This is a genomic window from Pseudomonas xanthosomatis (assembly GCF_019139835.1).
Taxonomy (GTDB): Bacteria; Pseudomonadota; Gammaproteobacteria; order Pseudomonadales; family Pseudomonadaceae; genus Aquipseudomonas; species Aquipseudomonas fakonensis.
The window spans coordinates 3,682,941-3,694,859 of the sequence record NZ_CP077075.1 but is presented as its reverse complement, the minus strand read 5'-3'; the positions used below and the strand labels follow the sequence as shown (position 1 = coordinate 3,694,859).

Genomic DNA, 11,919 nt, shown 5'->3' with positions numbered 1-11,919 from the left:
CCGACACCTTGTTCTTGTGATTGTTGTTCAGTCGCCTTGCAGGCTGACGGCACTACCCAGCGGCCTGGGCGCAGTGCTGCCCGTCGCGTTGCCGCCCCCCGGCAGCATCGCCTCCAGCCTTGCGAAAACCTCCTCCAGCAAGGCTTGCCGGCGGCGGTACATGGCGCGTTTTTTTGCCGGGATATCCTCTGCTGCTCGCTGCGTAGCCGGCAGCGCCAGGCTGAAGAAGCCCTCCCGGCACGAGGGAGTCGCACCGCTCTCTTCCCAGATCACATCGTAGTTGGCCGCGACGTCCAGAGCCTTTTCCTGGCCGAAGTACGGGTGGCGGTGATGCCGGTACTGGTCGGCCACCACGTACAAGTGGCTAGCCCCCAGGGCCCTGGCCAGGCATTTGAGCACTTCGAGCAACAGGCTGCGGGGGCGCAGGCCTTCGAAGTCCTTGGTCAGCTCGCGGTAGATGTTCAGCGAGGTTTCGCTGTCGATGCCTTTGTGAATGCCCTGCACCGCGCCCACGAACAGGCACAGGCCTTCATCGACCTGGCGCAGGGTGAAGGCCAGCGAGGCGACCCGCAGATCACCCTGAAACAGGTTGAGTACCAGTTCCCCTTCACGCTTGAACCAGATCGCCCGGTCCAGCACCAGCGAACTGCCGGCACACAAATCGGAAAGATCGCACAGCACCAGCCGCTCCTCCCGGCCCAGCAGCAACAGCCGCGGGAACTGCCGGGCCACCACTTCGTAGTGCGAGGCAATGGCCTCGAGCCGCTCGGGCGCCTCCCAGCCTTTGCTGATGTAGGGCCAGTGCACCACGCCGATGCAATCGACGCCCAGCCGCTCGAAGCCCTGCTCGCCCAACGCGGCGTGCATGCGCTGCAAAAACGGTTTGAGCGCCGGCCATTGCCGGACCATGTGCCGGGTCAGCCTCAGGCTGCCCTTGAGCGAGCGCAACGAATACCCTGGCTGCAGGGTGAGCACGCTTTTAACGATCGTTTTAGCCCACATAGGCCTCCCTTGAACCTGACCGCACCGTGCTGCCTGTTTCGCGGCTAAAACCGCGCCCACAAGTACCGCATAGCCTTCAAACCTGCGCCGTACTTGCCGGCGATGAGGCCGGCCCTGTATCACTTGTATTCGATCAACTGCGCTTTACCCGCAGTCATACGACGCCAGACATACCTCGCCTGCCCAAGCATCTCGGGGAACTTGCCCAGTACCAGAAACACCGCCTGCAAGCGGTTCTCCCGCCTCGAGCGGCTGCCCTTGCGCGCCAGGCGCACGGCCTGCAACGGGTAAACCAGCGCCAACAGCAGCCCCCAGGCGCCCACGACCATGCACGCAAGCGCAATCAGCACCGGTATGCCCAACCCCCACAACCACGCCCGGCGCGACTCGCGCAGCCAATGCCGCTCGGGCGGCGCGCCATGCAGCGCGGCGCCCTCGGCATAGGCATAACCGGCGCGCTGGCTGCGCCGCCACCACTGGCCGAAGCGGGTAATGGCCGCATCGTGCAGGGTCATCTCGGCATCCAGCCGCCAGACCTTCCAGCCCGCTGCGCGCAGGCGTACACACAGCTCGGGCTCTTCACCGGCAATCAGCCCGGCGCGGTAACCGCCCACGGCGCTGAAGGCGTCTGCACGCATCAGCGCATCGCCACCGCAGGCGCGGGCTTCGCCGCTGGGGGTGTCCCATTCCAGGTCGCACAACAGGTTATAGACCGAACGCTCCGGGTGGCGCTCGCGGCGCCGCCCGCACACCACTGCCACCTGCGGCTGGGCGTCAAGAAACGCTGCGGCGCGCTCCACCCAGCCCGGAACCACCTCGCAGTCGCCGTCGACAAATTGCACCAGGCGCAGGCCGGGCAACAGCTGGCGCAGCCGGTTGAAGCCTTCGTTGCGGGCCCGGGCAGCGGTGAACGGCTGGGCCATGTCCAGCGCCAACACCTCAACGCCCAAGGCCTGGGCCTGCTGCACCGAGCCGTCGGTGGAGCCGGAATCGACATAGACGATTTGCTCGGCCGCATCAGCCAACGACGCCAGGCAGCGCAGCAGGCGCTGGCCTTCGTTGCGGCCGATCACCACCACGCCAATGCCGGTCGCCATGGGCTACACCGCCACTTCACGGGTTTTGCGCGCCTTGACTACCGCCGGCACCCCGGCCGCCAGGCAGTTGTCCGGTACATCCACCAGCACCACGGCGTTGGCGCCAATCACTACGTTGTCGCCAATGCGGATGTTGCCGAGAATCTTCGCCCCGGTGCCGATATCGACGTTGTTGCCGAACACCGGTGCGCAAGGGTCGCTGACGTTCTTCAAGCCCACCACCACGCCGTTGCGGATGCGGCAGTCGTCGCCAAAGCGGGCATAGCCACTGACCACGATGCCGCCGAAGTGGTCGATGACGAAGTTGCGGCCGATCTGCACTTCGCACGGCAGCTCCACCCCGGTGAGTATCTGCACCAGCTTGAACAGCACTTTGTAGACCAGCGACAGCAGCTTGCGCAGCAGCGCCGGGCGCACCCCGTAGCGCCAGCGGCCAAAGCGGTACACCAGCAGCACCCAGAAGCCCTGGGCGCCCCAGTCGCCGCCATGGGCGCGCAAGTCGGCGCGGATGTTGTCGAACATGGCATCACCTCAGCGTGTGGGTTGGCTGGCAAAACGGGTGGCGAACAGCAGCCCCCAGGTGGCCTTGGTGTGCCGCCAGCAGGCGTGGATGGCCGGCCAACCGCGCCCCTTGAGCAGCGCCTTGAGTGCCAGTACAGCATCGCCCAGGCACACCAGCAGCATGTGCAGGGCCAGCCCCGCCACGCCGTGGTGCTTGCGGAAATACAACAGCTCGCTTTCGATCTGGTAAGCCGAGATCTGCCGGCTGGCGGCCTCAAGCTCGCTCACCGACTTGGAGCTTTCGCCGCCGATATGCACCACCGTGGTGTACGGGTAGTACACCACCTTCCAGCCGGCGGCCTTGACCCGCTTGCAGTGGTCCACTTCCTCGTAGTAGAGGAAATAGCGCGGGTCGAACAGGCCCACCTGGTCCAGCACCTCGCGGCGCACCAGGTAGAAGCAGCCCGGCAGCCAGTCGCATTCACGCACCGAGGCGTGGTCCCAGGTCATTTCATCGACCATCTTCAGGCCAGGTAAAAAACGCCCCAGCCCGGTACGGCTGGCGAACACGTTCAGCGGCGTGGGGAAATACCGGCATGACGGCTGCAGGTCACCGTCGCGGCCAACCAGGCGCACCCCCAGCACCCCGCACTCGGGGTGGGCATCCATGTAGTCGAGGGTCTTGGCCAGGCTGTCGGGGGCAACGAAGGCATCGGTGTTGAGCAGCAGCGCATAGCGCCCGCGCAGGTGCTCGAGCAACTGGTTGTTGGCGCGGCCGAACCCTACGTTGCGGGTATTGCTGAGCAACAGCGCATCGGGGCACACCTGGGCCATGCGCGCCACCGAGTCGTCGGCCGAGGCGTTGTCCACCACCAGGTAGCTGGCCAAGGTCTCGCCGCCGGCGCGGCGCAGGGCGTCGAACATCGGTTGCAACAGGCCTGCGGTGTTGAAGTTGACCACCATCACATCCACGGGTTTTTCACTCATTGCGTGGCTCCCCGAAGAAGTATTCCTGCCGGCGCCTGGCCAGCAACGGCTCAAGCTCAGCGTCGAACGAACCCTTGCGCTGTTCGAGCAAGTCGTTCCACGGGTAGGCGGCGCAGCGCGCCTCGATGCGCTCGACCAGCGCGTCGGTGCTGCAGATGACCTTGGCCGGGTTGCCGCCCACAACGGTGTTGGGTGGCACGTCCTTGGTCACGACGGCGCCGGCAGCCACGATCGAATTGGGGCCGATGGTGACCCGTGGCATGACGATGGCGCCGTGGCCGACGAACGAGTTGTCGCGAATGTCGATGAAACCTACCGAATCCAGGTGTTTGCCATAGGCCAGCTCGATCAGCGCGACCACCCCGTCGTGGCCGATCAGTGTGCAGTCCGACAACCCCACATTGCTGCCGATGCGGGTCAGCGGCGGGTCGGTGACGTTGCAGCCGGTGTTCATGTGAAAATTCGCCCCCACCGAATGGAAGGTGCCCCAGTTGGTCTGGTACTCACCCCAGGCCCGCGGCGTGGGGTTGCAGAATTTCTTGTAGGCCGGGCCGCCACGCCCGGTGCGCTGGGCGTGGTTCGCCAGTGCCTTGCGTATCCATCCAAACATGCTGCTTGCCTCGCACGGTCGTGGAATGTCCCTGAGGCGAGTTGGGTCGGCTATTGCGCAACATGACCGCGTCGCACTCAATCCCTGTTTGCATCACATGGCCCTTTCAGACGGTCGTAGCCTTCATTTGCTGGTTGAGGTGGTCGGCCAGGCGCAGCGCGAACTGCAGCAGCGGCATGGTCGGGTTGGCGGCGCCGCCGGTGGCGAAGATGCCGCTGCCGGCAACGTGCAGGTTGCCGGTGCCGAACACCTTGCAGTCGCTGTCCACCACCCCGTGCGCCGGCGTTTCGGCCATGCGCGTGGTGCCCATGTGATGGGCGTGGGGCTGGATTTTCAGCGGTTGCGTGGTGTCGTAGACGAATTCGTTGAGTTTGACGAAGCCCATGTCGGCCTCGGCGAACTGCTTGGCCAGCTCGCTGCCGATGCACTTGATGGTGTGGCGGTCGGCATCGCTCAGCGCCCAGTGCATGTTCGCCCGGGCAACCCCCAGAGCGTCCTTGTCCTGGTGCAGGGTCAGGCGGCTCTGCAGGTTGGGGAACTGCTCGATCATGGTGCCGAGCACGCCGTCGCCTGGGCAGCTGAAGTCGGCGATGAACTTGATCTTGCTGGCTACACCGGTGTCGCAGGCCAGGTTCTCGAGAAAGCGCTTGACCTCGGCAGTGCGGCCGTAGGTCTGGATGTCCGCCAGTACCGAGGCCGAGACATTGCCCTTGCCGGCCCGGTATTCGGCGACAAAGGCGTCGGTGGTGTAGTACTGGCGGGTATCGGTGCCCTGCCCGCTGTTCAGAATGAAGGTGCCCATCTCGACGTTCATGTGGTCCATGAAGCAACGCCCGACCATTCCGTCGGCCGTGACCACCCCGGCCTCGCGCAGCGACTGGCTGTTGAGCAACTGCCGGGCATTTTCCAGGGCGCCCATGGCGAGGATGAAGTGGCGTGCCTGCACCCGTTCGCGGTGCAGGTCGTAGTCGGACACCACCACTGCGGCCACGCTACCTGTGGCCTTGTCGAATTCCAGGTCGACGCAGTTGCAGTTGAGGAATACGTCCAGCCCGGGGGTATCTTCCAGGGCCTGGGCGTATTTTTGGGCAAAACGCGTTGGCGGGCTGAGCAGGAAGCGGTCGGCGTCGAAGTCGCCGCCGCCCAGGCCCGCATTCATGGCCTTGAAGTCGGCGCCCTGGGGCAAATCGACGATGGCCATGGCCTCGGGCAAGTAGCGCTCGATTTCGCCATAGCCAATCGGCCAGCCTGGCAGGCCGACCGGCGGGCCGGCCGCGAAGTCCGAGGGATCGAACGGCCGGCAACGCCCGGCCCAGTGGTTGGAGGTGCCACCCAAGAAGCGCAGGCGAGTCTCCCCGGCGTACATCTCAAGGCCGCTGGAGGTGCAGTGGTAGAACCCTTGCGAGCGCTCTGAGTATTCGCGCCCGCCACCTTCGGCCAGCAGTACCCGCCACCCGGCCCTGGCCAGGCGCAGGGCCAGGGTGATGCCGGCGGGGCCGGCGCCGAGGATGCAAAAATCATAGGGCCCGCGCAGGGCCTTTTGGGTCTGGTAATCCTTGATCATGGCTGGCCGTCCCGAAAGTACCCGGACGGCAGCACCCAGCCATTGATCACCACGAAACCGCCCTTGGCCGCAGGCGGCTTTGCCAGCACGCCAGGCGCTGCGCCAAACACACAAGCACCGGCCCCCAGCAGCACGGCGTTGCGCAGGAACAGCCTGCGGCCCGACAGCCCGGAACAGAACTGCAGCTTCTCCATCTTCCCAAGCCCCATGCCAATGATCGTTTCTCCCGGCAGCGCTGTACCGCGCCTGCCGTGCCCCCACCGTTGCAATCACAGCCAGTTGAAGAAGTCGGTCAGCAATACCCCGCACAGTGCCCCGACGCCCAGCGCCGGCAGCACGATCAGTTCACGTTTGAGGCTGAACATGCCCAGCTTGCAGTTCACGTACACGATCAGCACAAGGGTCGGGAATGAATGCAGCGCCACACCCCAGATCGCCCATTGCGTGCCGCCCAGGGCCAGCAGCAGCGGCAGCCCGGCCCACAGCGTCACCAGGCGGATGATGTTGTCCATGGCTTGGTACTTGGTATGCCCCAGGGCGATCCATACCTGGTGCGCCAGGGTGTAGCGCAAGGTGAAAAACGACAGCGACAGGATAGCCAGCATAGTGCCTGCCCCGGCGTAGCGCTCGTCGTACATCCAGCCGATGAGCAAGGGGCTGGCGGTGAGGAAACCGCCGCAGGCAAACAGCATGGCCAGATCCACCAGCAGGCGGAACCGCAAGTACAGCTTCTTCAGCCGCTCAGGGTCACCGTCGCGGGTCGCCTCGCTGAAGGCCGGCAGAGCCACCGAACCTACCACCTTCAAAAGCCCGGTCTGGATCGAGCCCAGAATCAACACGGCGATGGAATACACCCCAAGCTGCGCCGCGGTCATGCTGCCACCGAACCACATGCGGTCGCCGTACATGGCCAGCACCCCGACCATCGACGACAGCAGGATCCAGCGGCCGAAGTGCACCAGTTCAGCCAGCGCCGTCTGGTCCCACTGCAAGCGGTTCGCCGGCCCTGGCATGGCCAGGTGGCCGAGCAGCGTACCGGTCAGTGCCCCGGCAAGGCCGGCGATCACCAGCGACCAGATGGAGCGGGTGAAATAGCCGAGCACCAGCATCACCACCAGGCCGACCAGCTGCGAAGCCAGGTCCACCAGTACCACACGTTTTTGCTGCAAGGCGCGTACGGCGATGTCCAGCTTGGTCGACTGCAGGCCGTAGATGATCGCCGAGAGGCCGGTCACAGCCAGCACCAGCGGCAGTTGCGGGTCGGCGTAGGTGGAGTCGGCCGGCCACAGCTGGGCCAGTTGCGCCAACCACGCGGCCAGGGCCAGCAGCAAGGTCATGCCGAACAGGCTGAAACCGCGAATGATCTGCACGGTCCAGGCGGTATTGAGGAAGGTGGGGTCGTCGCCGCGCGGGCTCTGCACGATGTTCTGCCGCAAGCCCACGTCAGACAGCAGGTGCAGCAGCACCGAGACGGTGGTGGCAATGACCATGATGCCGAACATCTCCGGCACCAGCAGCCGCGCCATGACCAGGTTGCCGCCCAGGCGCATGCCCTGTGAGGCCAACAGCGACAGCAGGTTCCAGGCCCCCGCTCCTATCGCGCGCCGACGCAGGCTTCCTGCTGCTTGCACATCAATCGACGGCATGGGCTGGATCTCTGATTGAAATGGCTAGAAGTCACTATAGTTTCAATCAGCCATGATGCTAGTGGCCGTTGAAGGGAGTGCCTCACGCCCTGTGGGAGCGTGTCAGCTCGATAGGTTTGTGATTTGCCCATACCAGCGGGCTTGCCCGCGAAGGATCGCGAACCGAACTTCGGTTCCACCACAAAGGTGCCTACAGCCCATGCCCGAACACCTGCGAGCACTCGTCGTCATCCTGTTCCTGGCCTGCGTTGTATTTATGCTGGCCCGGCGGGCGGCCGCCGACCTGATCCCCGAGCGCGACTTCAAGCGCCGGCGCAACCTGTGGCTGGCCCTTACCCTGCTGGCGTTCTTCTCGTTCAGCTACTGGGTCTACGCGGCTGCCGGGGCCGTGCTGTTGAGCATGGCGGGCAAACGCGAGCGCAACGCTTTGGCGCTGTTCTACATGCTGCTGTTCGTCATCCCCCCGGCGTCGGTGCAGATCCCAGGCTTTGGCGTGATCAACTACGTGCTCGACCTCAACCACATCCGCCTGCTGGCCCTGTGCGTGCTGTTGCCGGCCTCGCTGGCCCTAGGCCGGCGCCCTGGCACCCTGCGCTTCGGGCGCACCTGGCCGGACCGCCTGCTGGCCGCCGGCATCGTGCTGATGAGCGTGCTGTACCTGCGCGAGACCACCCTCACCGACACCCTGCGCCAGGCGTTCTACCTGTACGTCGATGTGTACCTGCCCTACTACGTGGCCAGCCGCGGCCTGCGCGAACTCGGCGATTTCAAGGACGCGCTGCTGGCCTTCGTGCTGGCGGCCTTTTTGCTGTCGGCCATTGCCGTGGCAGAAACCCTGCGCCATTGGCTGCTGTACAACGCGCTGATGGACGCCATGGGCGTGCAGTGGAGCATGACCGGCTACCTGTCCCGCGGCGGCTCGCTACGGGCCAGCGCCACCACCGGGCAGGCCATCGCCCTGGGCTTCGTGATTGCCGTGGCCATTGGCATGTACCTGTTCCTGCAGGGCTACGTGCGCAGCCGCCTGCAACGTTTGCTTGGCGCGCTGCTGCTGGGCGCCGGGCTGTTCGCGCCGCTGTCGCGCGGCCCGTGGGTCGGCGCCGGGGTGATCATCGCAACCTTCATCGCCACCGGCCGCAACGCAGCCAAGCGCCTGGTGCTGCTGGCCCTGGCCGGGGTGCTGGCGCTGCCGCTGCTGAGCGTGGTGCCAGGGGGCGAGAAGGTGCTGAACCTGCTGCCGTTCATCGGCACCATCGAAAACGAGAACATCACCTACCGCGAACGGCTGATCGACAACTCGATGATCGTCATCCAGCGCAACCCGTTGTTCGGCTCGTTCGATTTCCGTAACACCCCCGAGATGCAGTCGATGATCCAGGGCGACGGTATCATCGACATCGTCAACACCTACATCAGCCTGGCACTGCGTGTCGGCCTGGTGGGGCTGGCGTTGTTCGTGGCGTTTTTTGCCAGCGTGCTGCTGGGCATCCGCAAGGCCATGCGCGCCTTCCCCGACAAGGACCACGAGGAGCGCCTGCTGGGCCGTGCGCTGCTGGCGACCTTGCTGGGCATTTTGGTGATCATCTTCACCGTCAGCAGCATCACGGTGATCCCCATCGTCTACTGGTCGGTTGGCGGCCTGGGGGTGGCTTATATCCAGCGCGTGCGCCTGCTGCGCCAGGCCGAGCCCGAAGCCCTGGCCAACCCCGGCCTGCAACCGAGGCGCACGTCATGACTGCATTCGCACGGCGCGCCTGGTTGCTGCTGGCCCTGCTGGCCCCCCTGGCCCAGGCATCTGAGTGGGCAGTGTCGGTGGACGAAACCACCGGCCTGCCGAGCGTGACCCAGGGCGGCGGGCCGGCGATGACCGCCAAGTTCGACTTCTGGGCGCAGGATTGGCGCTGGACCGGCTTCTACTCGGCGTTCAAGGTCGAGGGCCCGTGGCGCTATAGCCTCACCGGCAAGAACAAGGACCTGGACTTCGATCTCAAGGCCACCATCGAGCGGCCCGACGCGCACAGCCTGAGCTGGGTTTTCGACCTTGATGCCCACAGCCGCCAGTCGGGGGTCAAAGGTGGCGGTCTGCGCTTTCAGTTCGCTCCGGCGCTGGTGGCCGGCCCAATGGGCGACCCCGAGCTGCTGCCGGGCAACCGCGGCTGGGCCTGGGGCAAGCAGGGCCGGCGTATCGAGATGCGCTTCGAGCCGCCTTTGGCCAGGGTGTACTTCGAGCCGGGGGACATTCGCGAGGTGCGCGGGTTCTTCTACCAGGACCCGATCGTGGCCGGCCACCAGCAGGTCAAGGCCACCCTCACCCTGAGCGGCGACATCGCCCTGGCGCCGACGGTCACCGAGCGCTTTGGCCTGGCAGACCCAGCCACTTGGCCGGACGACCAGCTGGACTGGCGCACCTCACCGGTGGACCTGTCGTTTCTAAATGCCGCAGAAAAACCGGCCGGCAAGCGCGGTTTCGTCAAGGCTGTGGGTGAACAACTGCAGTTTGCCGACGGTACCCCGGTGCGCTTCTGGGGCACCAACGTCACCGCCTATGCGCTGTTCAAAAGCCCGGACGAGGCCATCAGGGAGCAGGCCCGGCGGCTCTCGGCGCTGGGTTTCAACCTGGTGCGCCTGCACCACCACGACTCGCCTTGGGTCAGCCCGAACATTTTCGGCGACATCAGCCGCTTGCAGAACACCCAAAGCATTGACGCCGAGTCGCAGCGCAAGATCGACCTGTGGATCAAGAGCCTCAAGGACGAGGGTATCTACGTGTGGCTCGACCTGCACGTGGAGCGCCCGCTGACCGCTGCCGACCGTATCGACGGCTTCGACGAGGTAGCCCGTGGCGACCGGGCCATGAGCCTCAAGGGCTACGCCTACGTCAACCCGAGCATCCAGCAGGCCATGCAGCGCTTTGCCGAGCAATACCTGACCCATGTGAACCCCTACACCGGGCTGGCCTACAAGGACGACCCGGCGGTGGCGGCCATTTTGCTGACCAACGAGAACGACCTGACCCAGCACTTCGGCAACGCACTGCTGGGGGACAAGAACGTGCCCCGCCACAGCAGCTGGTACATGGAACAGGCCAAGGCCTTCGCCAAGGCCCATGACCTGCCTGCCGACCGCACCTGGCGGGCCTGGGAGCACGGCCCGTCGAAGCTGTTCCTGAACGACCTGGAGCAGCGTTTCGACGTTGCCATGATCGAACACCTGCGCAAGCTGGGGGTGAAGGTGCCGATTGCCACCACCAGCAGTTGGGGCGGCAATGGCCTGAGCGCGCTGCCGGCTTTGACCAGCGGCGATGTGGTGGATGCCCACGCCTATGGCGGCACCGGCCAGCTGCAGCGCAACCCGCTGACCAGCGACAGCCTGGTGGACTGGCTGGGCGCCGCGCAAGTGGTCGGCCTGCCGACGACCGTCACCGAGTGGAACGCCGAGCCCTTCCCCACCCCCGACCGCCATTCGCTGCCGTTGTACGTGGCCGCCACCGCCGGCCACCAGGGCTGGGCGGCGATCATGCAGTACGCCTACAGCCAGCAGGCGTTCAATGGCTGGAGCACGGCGGACAACTGGCATGCCTACAACGACCCGGCGATGCTCGCCACCCTGCCTGCTGCGGCGCTGCTGTACCGGCGCGCCGATGTGCGCGAGGCAACTACCCGCTATGTGTTCGCGCCGACCGCGCAAATGCTGTTCGAGCGGCCCATCACCCCGGCAAGCTCCGTGCTGTTGCGCACGGCCCTGGCCAAGGGCCGGCTGCAGATCGCAATGCCGTCAACGCCGCAACTGCCCTGGCTCAAGCCAGGCGTACCGGCCAAAGGCGCCCAGGTACTAATTGACCCCGACCAGTCGCTGCTGCCCGCTGATGCCAGCGAGGCCAGCAGCGATACCGGTGAACTGCGGCGCAACTGGCGCCAGGGGCTGTACACCATCGACACGCCGCTGACCCAGGCGGCGACCGGCTGGCTTGGCGGCCAGTCGATCAGCCTGGGGGCGGTTGAGGTGCAGGCCGGTACGCCTTATGCCAGCGTGGTGGTACAGAGCATCGACGGCAAGCCGTTGGGCCAGGCGCGGCGCATGCTCGTTTCGCTGGGTACCCGGGCAGTGCCCAAGGCTGACGACAAGATTCCGTTCAATGTCGAGCCGTTCGTGGGCAGCCTCGCCATCAAGGCGCCGCCGGGGCTGAAACTGACCCGCCGCGACCGGGCCGGGCAGCCCCAGGTGCTGCCTGCCAGCTACAGCGATGGCTATTACCGGGTCAACTTCGACGCCAGCATGATGGCCAATTGGCTGTTCCTCGAATAGCCATCTAGAGTCTGAGAAAGCTGCCTGACGGCCTGGTGCCATCAGCTGTGCCAATCGGGGCCGCGTGCGGCCCATCGCGGGGCAAGCCCACTCCTACAGGGTTGCGCAGTGGCTGCTGCAAGTGCCCACTGTGGGGGCGGGTTTACCCGCGAAGGGCTGCAATGCGGTCCAGCAGGATTACCTAGGCAACGGATTCCAGGAGGACGG

10 protein-coding genes are annotated in these 11,919 nt (G+C 65.6%); 2 read left to right on the top strand and 8 right to left on the bottom strand.

Annotated features, from left to right (window positions below):
- Positions 1 to 27: 27 nt before the first annotated feature.
- The 8 genes from KSS93_RS16470 to KSS93_RS16435 all read right to left on the bottom strand — a co-directional run bounded on the left by KSS93_RS16470 (position 28) and on the right by KSS93_RS16435 (position 7,407).
- Positions 28 to 1,002 carry a DUF535 family protein gene (locus KSS93_RS16470; RefSeq protein ID WP_217885052.1) on the bottom strand — a complete coding sequence of 325 codons (975 nt, stop codon included), beginning with the start codon at positions 1,000 to 1,002 and terminating at the stop codon, positions 28 to 30.
- A gap of 119 nt (positions 1,003 to 1,121) precedes the next feature.
- Positions 1,122 to 2,099: a glycosyltransferase family 2 protein gene (locus KSS93_RS16465; protein WP_217885051.1), complete on the bottom strand. Its 978-nt coding sequence runs from the start codon at positions 2,097 to 2,099 to the stop codon at positions 1,122 to 1,124.
- Positions 2,100 to 2,102: 3 nt separating this feature from the next.
- Complete coding sequence (locus KSS93_RS16460; RefSeq protein WP_217885050.1) at positions 2,103 to 2,621, bottom strand: serine O-acetyltransferase; 519 nt, start codon at positions 2,619 to 2,621, stop codon at positions 2,103 to 2,105.
- Between the two features lie 9 nt (positions 2,622 to 2,630).
- Complete coding sequence (locus KSS93_RS16455) at positions 2,631 to 3,587, bottom strand: glycosyltransferase family 2 protein (protein ID WP_217885049.1); 957 nt, start codon at positions 3,585 to 3,587, stop codon at positions 2,631 to 2,633.
- A complete protein-coding gene (locus KSS93_RS16450) occupies positions 3,580 to 4,197 on the bottom strand; it encodes an acyltransferase (RefSeq protein ID WP_217885048.1) in 618 nt (205 codons plus the stop codon). The genes KSS93_RS16455 and KSS93_RS16450 overlap by 8 nt, the downstream gene beginning before the upstream one ends.
- A gap of 106 nt (positions 4,198 to 4,303) precedes the next feature.
- Positions 4,304 to 5,761: an FAD-dependent oxidoreductase gene (locus KSS93_RS16445; protein WP_217885047.1), complete on the bottom strand. Its 1,458-nt coding sequence runs from the start codon at positions 5,759 to 5,761 to the stop codon at positions 4,304 to 4,306.
- Positions 5,758 to 5,970, bottom strand: a complete 213-nt coding sequence (locus KSS93_RS16440) for a hypothetical protein (RefSeq protein WP_225917200.1) — start codon at positions 5,968 to 5,970, stop codon at positions 5,758 to 5,760. Before KSS93_RS16440 ends, KSS93_RS16445 begins: the two co-directional genes overlap by 4 nt.
- A gap of 60 nt (positions 5,971 to 6,030) precedes the next feature.
- The gene (locus tag KSS93_RS16435) at positions 6,031 to 7,407 is read right to left on the bottom strand and encodes an oligosaccharide flippase family protein (RefSeq protein WP_217885046.1); all 1,377 of its coding nucleotides are present in this window, start codon (positions 7,405 to 7,407) and stop codon (positions 6,031 to 6,033) included.
- 199 nt (positions 7,408 to 7,606) lie between these two features.
- Here KSS93_RS16435 and KSS93_RS16430 point away from each other — a divergent pair, with 199 nt between their 5' ends.
- Entirely contained in the window at positions 7,607 to 9,142 is a 1,536-nt protein-coding gene (locus KSS93_RS16430; protein WP_217885045.1) for an O-antigen ligase family protein, read from the top strand.
- Entirely contained in the window at positions 9,139 to 11,712 is a 2,574-nt protein-coding gene (locus KSS93_RS16425) for a cellulase family glycosylhydrolase (protein WP_217885044.1), read from the top strand. Before KSS93_RS16430 ends, KSS93_RS16425 begins: the two co-directional genes overlap by 4 nt.
- Positions 11,713 to 11,919 lie beyond the last annotated feature (207 nt).

Excerpts from the sequence above, each read along its gene's own strand:
- KSS93_RS16470 (WP_217885052.1), bottom strand. The coding sequence starts at position 1,002 with ATGTGGGCTAAAACGATCGTTAAAAGCGTGCTCACCCTGCAGCCAGGG.
- KSS93_RS16465 (WP_217885051.1), bottom strand. The coding sequence starts at position 2,099 with ATGGCGACCGGCATTGGCGTGGTGGTGATCGGCCGCAACGAAGGCCAG.
- KSS93_RS16460 (WP_217885050.1), bottom strand. The coding sequence starts at position 2,621 with ATGTTCGACAACATCCGCGCCGACTTGCGCGCCCATGGCGGCGACTGG.
- KSS93_RS16455 (WP_217885049.1), bottom strand. The coding sequence starts at position 3,587 with ATGAGTGAAAAACCCGTGGATGTGATGGTGGTCAACTTCAACACCGCA.
- KSS93_RS16450 (WP_217885048.1), bottom strand. The coding sequence starts at position 4,197 with ATGTTTGGATGGATACGCAAGGCACTGGCGAACCACGCCCAGCGCACC.
- KSS93_RS16445 (WP_217885047.1), bottom strand. The coding sequence starts at position 5,761 with ATGATCAAGGATTACCAGACCCAAAAGGCCCTGCGCGGGCCCTATGAT.
- KSS93_RS16440 (WP_225917200.1), bottom strand. The coding sequence starts at position 5,970 with ATGGGGCTTGGGAAGATGGAGAAGCTGCAGTTCTGTTCCGGGCTGTCG.
- KSS93_RS16435 (WP_217885046.1), bottom strand. The coding sequence starts at position 7,407 with ATGCCGTCGATTGATGTGCAAGCAGCAGGAAGCCTGCGTCGGCGCGCG.
- KSS93_RS16430 (WP_217885045.1), top strand. The coding sequence starts at position 7,607 with ATGCCCGAACACCTGCGAGCACTCGTCGTCATCCTGTTCCTGGCCTGC.
- KSS93_RS16425 (WP_217885044.1), top strand. The coding sequence starts at position 9,139 with ATGACTGCATTCGCACGGCGCGCCTGGTTGCTGCTGGCCCTGCTGGCC.